This window comes from Roseateles sp. P4_D2 (genome assembly GCF_056401875.1).
The window spans coordinates 441,757-458,667 of sequence record NZ_JBFUIM010000002.1 but is presented as its reverse complement, the minus strand read 5'-3'; the positions used below and the strand labels follow the sequence as shown (position 1 = coordinate 458,667).

The following is a 16,911-nucleotide window of genomic DNA, read 5'->3' as shown; positions in this document are numbered from 1 at the left end:
CAATGGCGGGCCGGACCAGCAAGCGATGACGGGCAATCGTTTTCAGCCTTTTGCGTGATTTATCTCACCCGATGGCCACCCCCTCTTTGCGGGTCTTCAACGCGGATAAACCCTAACCTTCCCTAATACTAGGGACATGCGCCCTGGTTCGGGCGCTTCCCTTTTGCGGGCCTTCCGATGTCCTTGATCGCCACCCTCGCCCTCGCCGTTTCCGCCGGCTCCACGCTGCCCCAGTGCAGTTGGGACCGCCCCGGCGCCAATCCATTCATGGGCGACGTGGTCGCGGCCGTCGATCGCTACCAGGACATCCCCACCGCGACGCGCGAGAAGCTCAAGGCCCGCATGAAGGCGCGCAGCTATGACGACATTGCCGTCATCGGGCGCGATGCCATCACAGGCAAGGCGAGCTACGCACCCGAGATTCGCGACATGCATTTCGGCCCCGGCGCCGTCTGCCGCACGGTGACGCGCAGCAAGTGGACGGCGACGACGCAGGAGCGCGGCCTCGTTTATTGCGAGGACGGCCAGTGCATCCTGGTACCCACCGTCTGCCGCAACGTCAGCCGCATCCGCCGCCTGGACAAGCCCAGCGCCGTGGCACCGGCCCACGCCAGCAACGTCGCCTCGTCGACTCGTGAGGGCGAAGAAACCGCGCCACTGGAATTCGAGGCCCCGGGCGCCGGCCCCGCAGCCGCAGCGCCGGACAGCTTTGCCACCGCATCCGGCGTGTCAGCGCTGTCGAGTTCGCCCGCTCAGGGCGGCAGCCTGCTGGCTGGCGGCGGCGCCAGCGGCCCTGCCAACGCCGGCGGTGGTGGGGCTCCCGGCCTCGTCAACCTCGGCATGCCCGCCCTGCCGCCCGGCACGATTCGCCCGGCCGACGGCCCCATTGATCTGCCCCACACGCCGGCCGTGCCCGAACCCGGCACCTGGGCCATGATTGCCCTGGGCCTGCTCGTCATCATCTTCCGCGCGCGCCAAAGGCGCCGTTGATCAGCGCCTGAGCAGCGGCGCCAGATAGCGCCCGGTGTGGCTGGCCTCACAGGCCGCCACGTCCTCGGGCGTGCCCGCCACCAGGAGCGTGCCGCCGCCGGCGCCGCCTTCCGGCCCCATGTCGATGAGCCAGTCGGCCGTCTTGATGACGTCCAGGTTGTGCTCGATGACGACGATGGTGTTGCCCGCGTCGCGCAGCTGGTGCAGCACCTTCATCAGCAGCGCGATGTCGGCGAAGTGCAGGCCGGTGGTCGGCTCGTCCAGGATGTAGAGAGTGCGCCCCGTGTCGCGCTTGGAGAGCTCCAGCGCCAGCTTGACGCGCTGGGCCTCGCCACCGGACAGCGTCGTCGCACTCTGGCCCAGCTTCACATAGCCCAGGCCCACGTCCAGCAGCGTCTGCAGCTTGCGCGCCAGCGCCGGCACGGCGTTGAACAGCTCGTAGGCGTCCTCCACCGTCATGTTCAGCACCTGGGTGATGTTCTTGCCCTTGTAGAGCACCTCCAGCGTCTCGCGGTTGTAGCGCCGGCCCTGGCAGACGTCGCAGGGCACGTACACATCCGGCAGGAAGTGCATCTCCACCTTCAGCACGCCGTCGCCCTGGCAGGCCTCGCAGCGGCCGCCGGCCACGTTGAAGCTGAAGCGCCCCGGGCCGTAGCCGCGTTCGCGCGCGGTGTTCATCTCGGCGAACAGCTCGCGGATGGGCGTGAACAGGCCGGTGTAGGTGGCGGGGTTGGAGCGCGGCGTGCGGCCGATGGGTGACTGGTCGACGTTGATGACCTTGTCAAAGGCGTCCAGGCCCTCGATCTCGTCATAGGGCGCCGGGTCGGCGTGGCTGCTGTAGAGTTTCTTGGCGACGGCCGCGTACAGCGTGTCGTTGACCAGCGTGCTCTTGCCTGAACCCGACACACCGGTCACACAGGTGAACAGGCCCACCGGGATCTCGACCGTCACGCCCTTGAGGTTGTTGCCACGCGCATTGACGATGCGCAACCGGGACTCCTGCACGGGCTTGTGCCGCTCGGCGGGCACCTCGATGCGTGCCACGCCGCTGAGGTACTGGCCCGTCAAGGAATTCGGGTTGGCCGCCACCTGATCAGGCGTGCCCTGGGCCATGACCTGGCCGCCATGCACGCCGGCGCCGGGGCCGAGGTCCAACACCCAGTCGGCGGCGCGGATGGCGTCCTCGTCGTGCTCCACCACCAGCACCGAATTGCCCAGGTCGCGCAGCCGCCGCAGCGTCGCGATCAGCCTGTCGTTGTCGCGCTGATGCAGGCCGATGCTGGGCTCGTCCAGCACATACATGACGCCGGTCAGGCCCGAGCCGATCTGGCTGGCCAGGCGGATGCGCTGGGCCTCGCCGCCGGACAGCGTCTCGGCGCTGCGGTCCAGGCTCAGGTAGTTCAGGCCGACGTCGTTGAGGAAACGCAGCCGCGACGCGATCTCGCGAATGACCTTGTCGCCGATCTCGGCCTTGTTGCCCTTGAGCTTGAGCGTCTCGAAATAGTCCAGGCACTCGCGCAGCGTCGAATGCTCGACCTCGAAGATTGGCCGGCCGCGCACGCCCGCCGGCGCATCGGCTGGCTGCAGCACGACATGCCGTGCTTCACGGCGCAGCCGCGAACCCTCGCAGGCCGTGCAGGGCTTGGCGGCCATGTAGCGGGCCAGGTCCTCGCGCACGGCGGCTGAATCGGTCTCCTTGTAGCGCCGCTGCAGGTTGGGCAGGATGCCCTCGAAGGGATGCTGGCGCTTGACCGAGCGCTTCTTGCCCGCGGCCGTCTCGGCCTGGTAGACGAAGCTGATGTCCTCGGTACCCGAGCCGCGCAGCAGCACCTCCTGGGCGGTGGCCGGCAGGCTGTCCCACGGGGCCTCGACGTCGAACTTGTAGTGCGCCGCCACCGACTCCAGCAGCGAGAAGGTGTAGGGGTTGCGCCGGTCCCAGCCCTTCACCGCGCCACTGGCCAGCGACAACGTCGGGAAGGCGACGACCCGGTCGGCGTCGAACACCGTCACCTGGCCCAGGCCCTCGCAGCTCGGGCAGGCGCCCACCGGCGAGTTGAAGGAGAACAGGCGCGGCTCCAGCTCGGGCAGCGAATAGGAGCAGACCGGGCAGGCGAACTTGCTGGAGAACAGCGTCGTCTGCTCGCTGTCCATGTTCATCACCAGGGCCCGCCCGTCGGCCAGGCGCAGCGCCGCCTCGAAGCTCTCGGCCAGGCGCTGGCGCAGGCTGTCCGCCGAGTCATGGCGCAGCTTGATGCGGTCGATGACGACGTCGATGTCGTGCTTCTCGGCCTTCTTCAGCGCCGGAATGTCGGGTGCCTCCACCGTGGCGCCGTCGACGCGAAAGCGCACATAACCCTGGGCCTGCAGGTCGGCGAACAGCTCGACGAACTCGCCCTTGCGGTCGCGCACCACCGGCGCCAGCAGCATCAGCTTGGCCTCGTCCGGCATGGCCAGCACGGCGTCCACCATCTGGCTGACCGACTGCGCCTCCAGCGGCAGGTCGTGGTCGGGGCAGAAGGGCGTGCCGGCGCGGGCATAGAGCAGGCGCAGATAGTCGTGGATCTCGGTGACCGTGCCGACGGTCGAGCGCGGGTTGTGCGACGTTGCCTTCTGTTCGATGGAGATCGCGGGGGACAGGCCCTCGATGATGTCCACGTCGGGCTTGTCCATGAGCTGCAGGAACTGCCGCGCGTAGCTGGACAGGCTCTCCACATAACGCCGCTGGCCCTCGGCATACAGGGTGTCGAAGGCGAGCGACGACTTGCCCGACCCGGACAGCCCCGTGATGACCACCAGCGCATGGCGCGGCAGGTCGACGTCGATGTTCTTCAGGTTGTGCGTGCGCGCACCGCGCACGCGGATGAATCGGGATTCAGGAGGCGCGGGCAAATCCGGGAGGGCCATGGCAGTTTTCACAAGCGAACCGGACATGATAGGCCGCCACAATCTGGCGCGTCCAAACCACGCTACCGCACATGAAGTACCGCCTCGCCGCTGCCCTGCTTGCAGCCGCCACCGCGCTGGGTGCCAGCACGGGCGTCAGTGCCGCAGAGCCGCCGCCCGCCGCCGCCTTCTTCAAACGCGCGGCGGTGCGCGCGCCCAAGCTCAGCCCCAGCGGCCGCTTTCTCGCCATCCAGGCCGCCGGCAAGGGTGACCGCATCTGGCTGGCCGTGCTGGACCTGCAGACCATGCAGCCGCCCAAATTCATCGCCGGCTTCAATGACGCTGACATCTCGACCCACCATTGGATCAGCGAGGACAGGCTGGTGTTCGACGTGTCCGACTCTCCGGACGGCACCACGCGCGTCAACGGCCAGGGCCTGTGGGCGGTCGACCGGGAAGGCGCCAACCTCCGCCAGCTGATCAAGACCGACAAGCCCTTCGTCACCACGGCGACGCTGATCAACGATCGGCGGCTGGACTTCAACTGGGTGCTGCACAGCGTGCCGCCGGGGCTGGACGGCGGCGAGGTCATCGTCCTGCGCCGGCCTTGGTCGAACGAACGCGAGGCCACGGGCGTGCAACTGGCGCGGCTGGACACCCGCACCGGGCTCACGCGCACGCTCAGCGCGGGCATGCCCGACCACACCAGGAATTGGCTGCTCGACTGGCGCGGCGAACCCCGCGTCATCGACACCGAGCACCAGGGCCGCAGCCAGCTGTTCAGCCGCGACGATGCGGGCCGCTGGCAGCCCTGGTACGACGACGACCCCCACGCGCGCAAGCACCCGTGGCCGATCTGGGCCGGGCCGGACGGCCTGATGCTGGGCGAACGCGGCTACGGCGGCTATGACGCCGTCTTCCGCGTCGACCCCAAGACCGGCAACGCGGACGGGGAACCGCTGATCTCCACGCCCGGCTACGACTTCGAAGGCCGCCTCGTCACCGAGCCCGGTACCGGCCGGCTGCTGGGCGTGCGCTTTGAAACCGACGCGCCCGGCACCGTGTGGCTGGACAAGACGATGAAGGCCGCCCAAGCCGACATCGACGCTCGCCTGCCTGGCAGCGTCAACCTGATCGAATGCCTGCGCTGCGTGCAAGCCAGCCACTTCATCGTCACCTCGCTGTCCGACGTGCGCCCGCCGCTGTACTACCTGTACGAGACGGCCGAGAAGCAGCTGCAGTCGCTGGCCGGCACCCGCACCGACCTGCCGGCCGCCGCCATGGGACAGCGCGACTACCACCGCATCAAGGCCCGCGACGGCCTGGAGCTGCCGGTGCTGGTCACGCAGCCGGCCGGCGGCGTCAAGGGCGCCACGCCTACCGTCGTGCTGGTGCATGGCGGGCCTTATGTCCGCGGCACCCACTGGTCATGGTCACCCTATGCCCAGTTCCTCGCCAGCCGCGGCTACCTCGTGCTGGAACCGGAATTCCGCGGCAGCACCGGCTACGGCTTCAAGCACTTCAAGGCCGGCTGGAAGCAATGGGGCCTGGCCATGCAGGACGACCTCGCCGACACCCTGGCCTGGGCCGTGAAACAGGGCTGGGCCGACCCCAAGCGCGCCTGCATCATGGGCGCCAGCTATGGCGGCTACGCCGCCATGATGGCCGCCGTCACGCAGCAGGACCTGTTCAAGTGCGCCGTCAACTGGGTGGGCGTGACCGACATCGGCCTGCTGAGCAGCATCAGCTGGAGCGACATGTCCGACGAGTGGAAGGATTACGGCATGAAGCGCCTCGTGGCCGACCCGGACAGCGACGCCGAGCAGATGCGCAAGACCTCGCCGCTGGCGCGCGCCAGCGAGATCCGCATGCCGCTGCTGATGGCCTACGGCGGCGAGGACCGGCGCGTGCCGCTGAAGCACGGCACCGAGATGAAGGCCGCGCTGCGCGCCGACCAGCCGCTGGAATGGGTGGTCTACCCCGACGAAGGCCACGGCTGGTTCAACCTGAAGACCAACGAAGACTTCTGGGGGCGCGTCGAGCGCTTCCTGGCCAAGAACCTGGCGGCGAAGAACTAGCGGTTTGTCGCGGCCGCATGCAGCTCGCGGCCCGCGTCTGGCGATTCATCGCAGCGCCATGGCGGCGCCCGTGTCCAGTGACGAAACTGCTTCCATCGACACAGCAAACCCGCTGAACGAAACCCCAAGGAAGCATCATGAAAGCCACCGTCCTGATCCAAGCCGCCGCCGTCGCCGCCTTCGTGTTCACCGCCTTCGCCGCCAGCGCCGCCCCCCAAGAAGTCACCAAGCTGCCCCGCGTCGTCATCACCGGCAAGGCCACGCAGGAAGTCGCCCAACTGCCGCGCGTCGTCATCACCGGCTACGCCGTGCGTGAAGTCGCCCAGCTGCCGCGCGTGACCATCACCGGACACCGCGTCTGAGTCCCACATGAGGATTCAAATGACCCAGGAACACCGAGCCGAGTCGCCGGTGCAGCAGGCCGGCGGCCCAGGCTGTGCCGACGACTCGGCTTGGCGTGAAAAAATCACGCGTCTGTGAAAGACAATCCAGGCTTCTGATTGGAGCCTGCTTGTGAAAGAAGAGCTGCGCAAACGCCGGTCCTGGCTGGATGGCTTCATGGCTTATCCAGCACCGGCCGGCCTGAGCGAAACCGCACTGCGCGAGAACATCATCCTGCTCGACCAGGCGCTCTACACGCTGTGGGGCCTGGGCGACAACCTGATCTACGCCTGGACACCCGAGCCGCGCGGCCTGCGCGTGCTGGTCGCGCCGCACCAGATGCTGACCGAGTACACGCTGGGTGACGGCACCTCGCCGCTGACCGAGGTGACGCGGCGCACGCGGCTGCTGGACAACCTGCTGTCCAACCAGGAGCACCTCGAAAAGCAGGCCTTCGACAGCGTGGCCGCCGCGCTGAGTGTGGTGCCCAAGCTCATCGAGCTGCCCTTCAACCCCGAGCGGGGCCTGGGCCTGCCGCTGATCGCGGCCATCGCGGCGCGCTACGGCATCCGCCTCGTCGAGGACCGCGCCGTCATCCTGTTCGACGCGGTCGGCTTCTCGCTGCTGACGCCGCTGCAGCAGGTGGTGCAGCTCAACAGCCTGTCCTGCTCGGTCAACGCGGCCTACGCCAAGTTGCTGGACCGCGAGATCAACATCAACTTCGCCCGCACAACGACCGGCGACGGTTTCTACATCTGGAACCGCATGCGTGGCGTCGAGGCCAATGTCGAGCTGTACCAGCTGATGCAGTTCATCCTCGCCGACAACGCGCTGGCGCTCGAGCGCGCGACGCGCCCCGAGTCGGTGCCCAAGCTGCGCGCGTGCTTTCACGTCGGCTCGCACTACGAGTTCTACCAATCCGAAGGCCTCAACCCCACGTCCTTCAGCTATTTGGTCGGCCAGGTCACGATCGAGCTCGCCCGCATGATCGAGCGCGCCGAACCGGGCCAGATCCTGGTCGGCAAATTCAACACGCTGATGCACGACGAGGTCAACGGCGAGGACGTGCACATCGACAGCCTGGACTTCGTCGAGCGCACGCGGGCGCCGCTGCGCAGCCTCAATGGCCTGAAGCTCGCCGGCTCCGAGGTCGACGAGATCGCCTGCTACCTGACCGGCCGGCGCGACTCGACCGGGCTTTGGGGCATCAGCGAATACCACATGGCCGACAAGCACGGCTTGATCCACCGCGTCTACAACGCCAAGATCAACATCCATCGCCGCAACGGCGAGCCCATCTATCTCGGCCTGCGCGAGGAAGACCTGCCTCCCGACGCGCCGCGCACCGTGGCGGACACGGATTTCGTGCCGCTGCAAGGTTGACGACGGTCAACAGGCGACAAGAGCTAGAGCAGAGCCCCCAGAACGGCCTGTTCATGCGGTCAGCTCCGAAGCGCAACGGCTAGGATGACCAGCGCCGTGACCGAGTCCTCCGCGCCCTTCGCTGCCCCCCCTGCGCCTGTCGGCCAGCGCCGACTGCTAACCCTGCTGTTCGCCGACCTCAGCGGCTCCACTGCCATGGCCGAGTGGATGGAGGCCGAGCACTATGCGGCGATGCTCGGGGGCTTGCGCGCGCTGTACGAGCGCATCGTGCCCCACCACGGCGGCGTCATCGCCCGCATCCAGGGCGATGGCATGCTGGCCGTCTTCGGCCACCCCGACGTGCGCGAGGACGACGGCCGCCGCGCCACCGAGGCCGCGCTGGAACTGCACGCCGCCGTGCGCGAGCTGCTGCCGCCCGGCCCCCGCCCCGCCGACTTCCCCGGCCTGGCCCTGCACAGCGGCATCCACGCCGGCATCGTCCTCGTCAACGATGGCGACCAGATGCGTGGCCGCTTCGAGCTGCTCGGCAACGCACCCAATATCGCGGCCCGCCTGTCCGAGGCCGCCAAGCGTGACGAGATCATCGCCAGCGAAGAGAGCCTGGGCCTGCAGAGCCAGTTTTTCGACACCGGCCCGCGCTTCTCGCTGCAGCTGAGGGGCCGTGCGACGCCGCTGGCCGCCTACCGTGTGTTCGGCCGCGCACCGGTGGGCCGGCGCTTCGAGGCCAGCATGCGCCGCGGCCTCGCCCCCTTCGTCGGCCGCGGTGGCGAGCTGGCAACCCTGGAGGCCACGCTCGCTCGCGCGCTGCAGGGCGGCACGCTTTGGCTGGGCATCCGCGCCGGCGCGGGCGTGGGCAAGACCCGGCTCACCGAGGAATTCCTGCGCCACGCCCAGGACCAGGCCGTCCAGATCCACCGCGGCTATTGCGAGAGCTACCTCAGCGCCGAGCCGCTGCAGCCCTTTTTGCAGATGCTGCGCGCCATGGACATGCATGACGGCGGCCTGCACGACGCACCGCCCGAACTCTTCGCCGCCCAGCACAGCCAGCCCGGCCAGCGTGCCGACGCCCTGCTGACCCTGCTGCTCGCGTTGGCGCGGCGCATGCCCCAGCTCGTCTTCATCGACGACCTGCAATGGGCCGACGACGCCTCACTGCGCCTGCTGCATCGGCTGCGCGCCGCTGCCGATCGTGAGCGCCTGCCGCTGCTGCTGCTGACCGCCAGCCGGCCGCAGCCCGCCTTGCCGGGGGCCAACGACGGCGATGCCGACCTCATCGAGTTGCCGCCGCTGACCGAGACCGAGGCCGCCCGCGCCGTGCAGCAGCTGCTGCCGCAGATCGACCCCTTCATCGCCGCCGAGGTGCAGCGCCACGCCGGCGGCAATCCCCTCTTCATCGAGGAGCTCTGCCACGCCGCGGCCGACACGGGTGAAGGCCTGGTCGCCGGGCCGAGCAGCTCGGCCTGGCTGGCCGCCCTCGTCGAATCCCGCGTCGGCCGCCTGCCGCCCGAGCAGGCCCAGCTGGTGCGCGTGGCGGCCGTCATCGGCAATGTCATCCCGTCCTGGCTGCTGCAGGCGTTGTCCGGCTGCGGGGAGCAGCACCCCGCCGTGCAGGCTTTGGCGGCCCAGGACTTCATCTTCCCGGACCAACGCCCCGGCCATCTGCGCTTCAAGCACGGCATCACGCGCGACGTCGTCTACGAGGCCACCGGCCTGCACCAACGCCAGGCCCTGCACCGGCGCATCAGCGTCGAACTGGCAGAACACGGTGGCCAGGACCTGCACGAACAGCTGGCCTATCACGACGCCGCCGCCAACGACTGGCCGGCCGCCGCCCACCACGCCGAAGCGGCCGGTGACCAGGCCCTGGCCGCCTCGGCACTGGACCGGGCCAAGAAGCAGTTCCGCGCCGCCCTGGCCGCGCTGGAGTTCCTTCCCGACGATGCGGAGCGCCGGCGCCGCTGGGTTGGCATCGCCCAGCGCCTGGGCATGGCCTGCGTCTTCGACGCCTCCCAGGACGACCTGCGCGTGCTCCGCCATGCCGCCACCCTGGCCAAGGCCGAAGCCGAGCCCGGCCTCATCGCCCGCACCGAATACTGGCTTTCCTATGTCGGCTACGCCCTGGGTGAGACGCGCGACAGCCTGCGCCATGCGCGCGCTGCCGTCGAGACGGCCCAGGACTGCGGCGACCATGCGCTGCTCGCCCAGCTGCCCGGCACCGTCGGCCAGCTGCAGGCCGCCGCGGCCGACTACGCCAACGCCCTGCCCATGCTGGACCTGGCCATCGCCCGCCAGCGGGCGCGCGCCCGCAAGAGCGCGGTCAACCAGATCGGCCTGTCCTTCTCGCTGTGCTGCCGCGCCTATGTGCTGGCCGACCAGGGCCATTTCGACCAGGCCCACGAGATCTTTGCCGAGGCCCTGACGCCCTTCGATGGCAGCGGCCATGCGGTCGAAGCCAGCATCCAGGGCTGGCGCGCCGCCGTGCTGCTGTGGCAGGGCCGCTGGGCCGAGGCGCGCGAGGCCGCCCTCGTTGCCCACCGCGTCGGCGCCCAGGTGCGCAGCATGTTCACCTGCGCCATGGGCCACGCGGCCGGCGCGTATGGCGCCTGGATGCAGGAGGCCGACCCGACCGCGCGCCAGCACATCCTGGACGCCACCGCCTGGCTGGCGCCGCGCGGCGGCGGCCTGTACAGCAGCTTCCAGCACGGCTGGCTGGCCGACATCCTGGCCACCCAGGGCGACGCCGGCGCGGCCCGCCACCACGTCGCGCTGGCCCTCAAGCGCGGCCGCCAGCATGACTGGATTGGCGGCGCCATGGCCTACCGCGCCGCCGCCCGGCTGGCAGCGCGCATGGGGGACAGCGAGCGCGCCAAACGCTATCTCGGCCTGGCCCGCGGCGCTGGCGAGCAGCGCAACTCGGCGCATGAAGCCGCCGTCACGGCGCTGCTGGAAGCCGAGCTGCGGCTGGACGACCGCTGGCAGACCGCACGGGACCGCGCCGGGCGGGAGTTCGAGCGCCTGGGCATGAGCGGCTTCCTGGAGCGGGCCCTCCAGCTCTGAGCGCAGCAAAGTCGCACTCATCGGCTACGTGAAACCACGTATCCATAAAAACAGAACGCTGTTTCATAGTTGCCTCGCGATGCGCGGCGATGCCGCACCGACCTGACGTCGCCGCGCCCCAGCGCGCGGATCGACCGGTAGTGACCTGACGTCGGCACCGGTTTTCTTCTCCCTTGCCCCGACAGCCTTCGTGGCGGCCGCTCCTCGGCCCCGACGACGGCCCGCTGCGCGCATCCGGACGGAAACCGCGCGCCCACACAACGACCGGAGACAAACAAACCATGATCACGAAGAAGCTCACACCCCCGCCCCTGCCCGTCATCCGCACCGCCGGCACGGCCCTGTCGCTGCTGCTGGCCGCCTCGGCCGCCCACGCGGTGGACTGGCCCTCGGGCTATTCCAAATGCGCCGACGAAGGCGAGACCTGCAAGGTCGGCACCAGCACGCGTGCCGTGTCCTATGGCATCAAGGACAAATGGGTCATCAAGAACCTCAGCGGCAACATCGCCTGCACGACGGCCACCTTCGGCTCCGACCCCAACCCCGGCATCACAAAGAAATGCGCCATCGGCCCGGTGGCGTCGCCGGCGCCAACACCTGCTCCAACCCCCGCACCAACACCGGCGCCTACACCTGCTCCCACGCCGGCCCCTTCACCCGCTCCGACGCCAGCACCCGCTCCGGCCGGCAGCAGTGACGGCTATGCCGGCACCGTGACCGGAGGTGGAACCAAGACGGCGGTGACGGTCAGCACCGCCGCGGCGATGCAGGCCGCCCTCAATGCCTATGACGGCAGCTCCGGCCTGGTGCTGCGCTACACCGGCACGTTCGACTTCGGCGCCATCCCTGACGCCTGCACGCAGTGGCAAAAGCCCGCCGGCGCCATCGTCGAGATCAAGAACAAGAACAACGTGACCATCGAAGGCGCCAACGGCTCGGCCGCCAACTTCGGCCTGGCCATCAAGGCCGCGGCGCAGAACATCATCATCCGCAACATGACCATCGGCCTGCTGCCGGGCTCCATCGACGCCATCGGCATCGAAGGCCAGAGCGGCGGCATCCCGGGCTACATCTGGATCGACCACAACACCCTGTTCAGCAGCCTGAAGGAATGCAGCGGCGCCGGCGACCTGGAGTTCGACGGCCTCGTCGACAACAAGGCCGGCGCCCACCACATCACCTACTCGTACAACCACATCCATGACCACCACAAGGTCGGCCTGATCGGCTCCAGCGACAGCGACGCCAGCGACCGCTTCATCACCTTCCACCACAACTACTACAAGGATGTGGGCTCGCGCCTGCCGCTGCAGCGCGCCGGCTATACCCATCTGTACAACAACCTGTACAGCGGCCTGCTGACCTCGGGCGCCAACATCCGCATGGGCGGCTACTCGCTGATCGAGGGCAACTGGTTCGAGAACTCGCAGAACCCGGTGACCTCGCGCGACAGCCCGTCCATCGGCTACTGGCAGCTGCGCGGCAACAACATCACCAGCCCGGCCGACTTCGCAACCTATGGCATCACCTGGGTGGCCAGCGGCTCGTCACCGTCGCGCGATGCGACGGACTGGGCCAGCACCGCGACCTTCCCGCTCGGCATTCCCTACGGCTACACGCTGCAGGCGCCGTCGTGCGTGAAGCAGAAGCTGCCGGCGGCGGCGGGGGCGGGGACGGGGTTGGCGAAGGTCAGCTGCTGATGGCGTGGCCGGTCGGCGCCCCACAAAGCGAGCCGACCGGCCACCCGCTACCGTCATCCCCAGGTCATGCTCCACTCGACTCGGACATGGGGCCTGAGCTGCAGCTCGCAGAACTTGATGCGCTCATCGTTGAACGCCACGCGCAGAACTTCCCTGCCTCCAGCCGATTCGATGTGCCAGGTATGGGCCATCACCGAACTGAACCGCAGCCGCAGCAAATCGCCCTGCCACCATTCGACAGCGAACTCCATGTCATCCGGTGCAACGGTAGCGACGACCCGGTCGTCCCCGCGCAGCGTCGCGAATCTGGCACCGTAGTACCAACCTTCGGCGTGAGTCCACTCGGGCTCCGTCTCGAAGAACACCACATAGTCAAGAAGCTCGAGCCGATCGGTCATCCATTCTCTCCACCCCCATCGCCACCACCGTCGGCGCTCCCGTAAACCGCAGCACCCCCGCATCCAGCACCGCCGCGATCACCCCCAGCATGACGCCCATGCCCATGCCATAACCCGAGCAGGCATGCGGCGAGCGGCCCTGGGGGTCGGCGCAATCGCCACCGAAGGCGACGTGGTGGCGCAGCGGGTCTTGCTGGGTGGCCGAGCCCAGGCCGACGACGACGACGCGGCCGAGATCAATGTGCACCGTGCCCAGCTGGTGCGCCATCTTTGCCTTGCGCCAGACCTGGAAGGGCGTGGGGCGCCGGGTCAGCGTCGCGACCATCGTCGGGCGCAGCCGGGCCACGGCCTCGGCGTAGGGGCGCATCTGGGTCTGCGGATCGGGCACGACTTCGTGCCACAGCGGCTGCAGCTCCCACAGCTTGCGCGTCTGCACCCAGGCGGCCAGCACGGTGATCAGGTTGGCATGCGTGGTGGGCGGAAAGCCCAGCATGATGCCGGCCAGCGTGCATGCGGGCAGGTCGGGCGTGGCGTCGGGCAGGGCTCTGGCGGCGGCGACGATCTTCTGCGCCAAAGGCGGCAGCACGGTGCCCGGCTCGGCCAGCCAGGCCTCGACGGCGGCCGTGAAGCGGCGGCCGGCGGCGCGGCCCTCGGCCTGCACCGCCTCGGTCGGGTAGGGGCCGAAGACATGGCGCGAGACCTTGAAGAGATCGCGCGGGCAACGCGCGGCCGCTCCTTGAGCCGGCGCCTCGGCATGGAACTCGGTGCCCCAGATGTGGCGCCCGTCGGGCTGGCCGAACCAGAGCTGGCAGAGCTTGGCCAGCACGCCCTCGCTCAAGCGCTCGAAGTCCAGCGGCGTGTCGGTGGGCAGGTCCTTGGGTTTCTGCGAAGCCGGAAAAGCGTTCAGCAGCCCATGGGCCTCTTCCTTCAGCTTCGCCAGGCCGGCCTTGGCGACCTGGTAGGCGGTGGCATAGCAATCAGCCTCGCTGAAGGCCTCGATGGCCGCATTGATGATGGGCGCCAGTGCTCGATGACCGCTGCTTTCGTCCTGACCCAGAAAGCCCAGGCCGATGGAGTCGTGCATGCGCTCGCCGTAGCCGCTGACGGAGTAGCGGTCGGGGGCGTTCCTCAGCACCTCGCAGACGCGCTCGGGCGCGCCCACCAGCACGCCATAGGCCGTGTCGACGACGCCACCAGGCTGGGCGCGCACCCAGGCCCAGGCGGCATCGCGGGTGTTGGTGTCTTCCAGCCAGAGTTGCATGGCCGCCTTGTCCTGCAGGTCGGGCACGCGCTCGGGCACCGGCGTGGGAGGCGGCAGCGGCAGAGGCAGCTCGGTCAGGCAAGGCAGGGATTTCAGCGCGGCGATGGAGGGCACGAAAAAGTACGCGCCCCATTGCAGCGTGACGAAGGGCTCGGGGCCGAGGTCGATCTCGTAGGGCTTGCCGGCGTGCTCGAAGGGGAAGAGGCGCGGGCCGCCGCTGCCGTCGACGACGCCCAGCAGCGGGTCGCTCTGCGCCGCATAGCCGCCGCTCGCGTTGCCGCCGGCCACCCAGCGCTGCACCACTTCAAACTGCTCGGCCAGATGGGCGTTGTAGGCCATGAAGACCAGGCCGCGGTCCTCGTCGTCCGGGGCATCGGCATGCACCGGCGCGCCATAGCTCATGCCGCGGCGCAGGATGCGCGGCATGCGGTTCCTGGAGAAGGCCGTGCCGGCCAGGTCGCGCGGGTTGGTGCGGCGGATGTGGGCGTGGAAGGGGCAGGCCGAGCCTTGCGCGTCCTTGGCGAAGTTGAAGTCGTTGCTGCTGCCGGATGCCTCGGGCGCCGCGAGCGGCCGGCCGTCCTGCCAGCGGCCCATCAGCTTGGCAAGCACCAGCTCGTGGTCCAGGCCGATCTTCCTGGCCTCCTGGTAGGTGCGCTTGGCAAAGCGGCCGGTGTACTGGCGCAGCTTGCGCACGACCAGGAAGCTGCCGCGGTCCAGCAGCGCATCGGGCTGCTCGGGCACGGTGTAGCCCTTGTCGCGCTCGGTGGGGAAGCCTTGCAACACCTCGCCGTACTTGACCTTGTCGTCCCAGGCCAGGCCCGTGGGCGGTGCGTCGTCCGGCGTCGGCACAGGCTGGCTGATGCCGTCCTTGAAGCCGAAGTGCTCCTTGTCGGCGGCGTTGCTGCGCATGGGCTCGATGGCCATCAGCGCCAGGCCCGTGTTGACGGTCAGCGCTTCAGCCAGTTCATGCAGGCGCTTGTCGTCAGCGGCCGTGAAGTTCTCGCCCGGCTCGGCGGCCGCAAAGCGCAGCTGCACGAGGACATGGGCGTTGGCGGGGTCAATGCGGTCGATCTTGTTGACATGAGGCGCCAGCACCCAGTGCGAAGGGTGGTTGTGGCGCACGTCGCCCAGCAGGCCGGCGCGCGCGGCCATGCCTTCCTTGAAGGCCTGCGGGAAGCGTTCCAGGCGCGAAGCCGGGACGCCCAGCGCCCTCAGGCCTGACAGGGTCAGCGCCACCTGGCGCCAGACGGCGAGCTGGGCGCCGTCTTCGTTGTCACGCTGCACCGACGCCGTGCTGAGCCAGGCGACAGCCTGGGCCGGCTGGGCCACGCGCAGCAGCACCAGGCCGCCGCGGTTGCCGGGCGGTTTGCTCAGCAGGCAGCACTGCAGGTCGCCCGGCAGCAGCGACAGCTCGCGCGCCCGGACTGAGGGCTCGGGCAGCGGCTGCTCGAACCAGGCCAGCATCTCGTGATGGCGCTGGCGCAGCTGGCCGCCGGCGGTCTTGCCGCCGTCCTTGGGAAACTGTTCAGCCGTGCCCAGCTCGCGCAGCTCGAACAGCACATCGTGGGTGGCGCGCAGCAGGCAGTCGCGGTCGGGCGCCCCGGCGCCGAAGTAGCGCTGCAGCGTGTACAGGCCCGCCAGCGGCAGCAGGCCGCGCGCCGCCATCGCGAAGCGCTCCTTGTCGCCAGCGGGCAGCGGCGGCGTCTCGCCGGAGGCCGGCGCGCGCAGGCGGTTGAATTCCAGCTCGTTGGCACGGCCGCGCTGGGCGGCCTCCAGCCGGGCGAGGTATTCGCCATCGCCGACGCTGCGGCCGGAGGCGATGAACAGGAAGTCGGCCGAGATCTCGTGCTCGCGCACCCAGCGCGCATAGGTCTCGAAGCTGCAGTCACGCGACAGCGTGTAGGCCTCGGTGTGGCAGAGCATCAGATCCAGCGTGGAGCCGAGCTGGTCCCAGATCACCCGCATATAGGGCTCCCAGCCGCCGTCGAAGCAGACGTTGAGCAGCAGCCGGTCGGGCGCTCCGTCCTTGCCGTCGACGATGCTCCAGCGGAAGGAATGGACGATGCGCCAACGGGCGACGATGTCGGTATAGGGCGAGGCCGGCGCGCTGGACTCGCGCGAGCCCAGGCGCAGGCCGTTGAGCGTCTTCAGCACCCTGCGCAGGCGGTCCACATAGGTGACGACCTCGAGCGCGTCGACAAAGCCGCGCTTGATGTCAGCCAGCAAGTTGAGGTCGGTGATGCCGCCGAGCTGAACGTCGTTGCCCCGTGCCATGACTCTTCTCCCTAGCTTTTAGGGGAGAAGTATCCCGGCACCGCATGACGCCGGGGACAGGGTCGGCCCTCAGGTTTAAGGAGGGATTCCGTTGATCCCTGCCGGACGCATTTCATCCGCGAAAAGCCGCAACCTATCGCAAACCCTTAGATCGGATGACCCCTCAAGAACACACTGGCGGCACACCAGAGAGAAAGAAGTCCGCCATGAACCGCATCAGCACCACCACCGCCGCCGCCCGCACCCGCCTGCAAGCCGTCAGCGCCGCCATCCTCGTCGCCCTGGTCGCCCTGACCGGCGCTACCTGGATGACGCTCACCGTGCCGGCCGAAGCGCCCGAAGTCGTCAAGCTGGACCGCGTGGTCATCAGTGGCGTGAGCACCCCGGAGCCGACGATTGCCCAGCTGCCCCGCGTCGTCATCGAAGGCCGCCGCACGCCGGATGCGACGCAAGTTGCCAGCGCCGAACTGACGGCCGCCGTCCGCTAAGCGGGCCGAGCGCCGGGC

General features: G+C 69.1%; 10 protein-coding genes. 7 read left to right on the top strand and 3 right to left on the bottom strand.

Going from position 1 to position 16,911, the window contains the following annotated elements:
• Positions 1–177 precede the first annotated feature (177 nt).
• On the top strand, positions 178–990 hold the full coding sequence (locus AC1DW0_RS05510) for an MHFG family PEP-CTERM protein (RefSeq protein ID WP_056191411.1): 813 nt from the start codon (positions 178–180) through the stop codon (positions 988–990).
• Here the strand turns inward: AC1DW0_RS05510 and uvrA are convergent, their stop codons facing one another.
• Positions 991–3,894, bottom strand: coding sequence for an excinuclease ABC subunit UvrA (uvrA, locus tag AC1DW0_RS05505; protein WP_477945137.1), 2,904 nt, complete (start codon positions 3,892–3,894; stop codon positions 991–993).
• Between the two features lie 71 nt (positions 3,895–3,965).
• Between uvrA and AC1DW0_RS05500 the strand changes: the two genes are divergently transcribed.
• From AC1DW0_RS05500 to AC1DW0_RS05480, 5 genes are all read left to right on the top strand, one after another.
• A complete protein-coding gene (locus tag AC1DW0_RS05500; RefSeq protein WP_056191407.1) occupies positions 3,966–5,951 on the top strand; it encodes an alpha/beta hydrolase family protein in 1,986 nt (661 codons plus the stop codon).
• 137 nt (positions 5,952–6,088) lie between these two features.
• Positions 6,089–6,313, top strand: a complete 225-nt coding sequence (locus tag AC1DW0_RS05495) for a hypothetical protein (RefSeq protein ID WP_056191405.1) — start codon at positions 6,089–6,091, stop codon at positions 6,311–6,313.
• A gap of 151 nt (positions 6,314–6,464) precedes the next feature.
• Entirely contained in the window at positions 6,465–7,715 is a 1,251-nt protein-coding gene (locus AC1DW0_RS05490) for a hypothetical protein (protein ID WP_056191403.1), read from the top strand.
• A 96-nt stretch (positions 7,716–7,811) separates the two neighbouring features.
• Positions 7,812–10,772, top strand: a complete 2,961-nt coding sequence (locus AC1DW0_RS05485; protein ID WP_162247721.1) for an ATP-binding protein — start codon at positions 7,812–7,814, stop codon at positions 10,770–10,772.
• 281 nt (positions 10,773–11,053) lie between these two features.
• Positions 11,054–12,472 (top strand): pectate lyase family protein, encoded by a 1,419-nt coding sequence (locus AC1DW0_RS05480; protein ID WP_082532331.1) that lies wholly within the window; start codon positions 11,054–11,056, stop codon positions 12,470–12,472.
• Between the two features lie 53 nt (positions 12,473–12,525).
• Here the strand turns inward: AC1DW0_RS05480 and AC1DW0_RS05475 are convergent, their stop codons facing one another.
• Both AC1DW0_RS05475 and AC1DW0_RS05470 read right to left on the bottom strand, forming a co-directional pair.
• Complete coding sequence (locus AC1DW0_RS05475) at positions 12,526–12,870, bottom strand: hypothetical protein (protein ID WP_056191399.1); 345 nt, start codon at positions 12,868–12,870, stop codon at positions 12,526–12,528.
• Positions 12,845–16,405 (bottom strand): Dyp-type peroxidase, encoded by a 3,561-nt coding sequence (locus AC1DW0_RS05470; protein WP_056191397.1) that lies wholly within the window; start codon positions 16,403–16,405, stop codon positions 12,845–12,847. Before AC1DW0_RS05470 ends, AC1DW0_RS05475 begins: the two co-directional genes overlap by 26 nt.
• A 206-nt stretch (positions 16,406–16,611) precedes the next feature.
• Here AC1DW0_RS05470 and AC1DW0_RS05465 point away from each other — a divergent pair, with 206 nt between their 5' ends.
• Complete coding sequence (locus AC1DW0_RS05465; RefSeq protein ID WP_056191395.1) at positions 16,612–16,893, top strand: hypothetical protein; 282 nt, start codon at positions 16,612–16,614, stop codon at positions 16,891–16,893.
• Positions 16,894–16,911 lie beyond the last annotated feature (18 nt).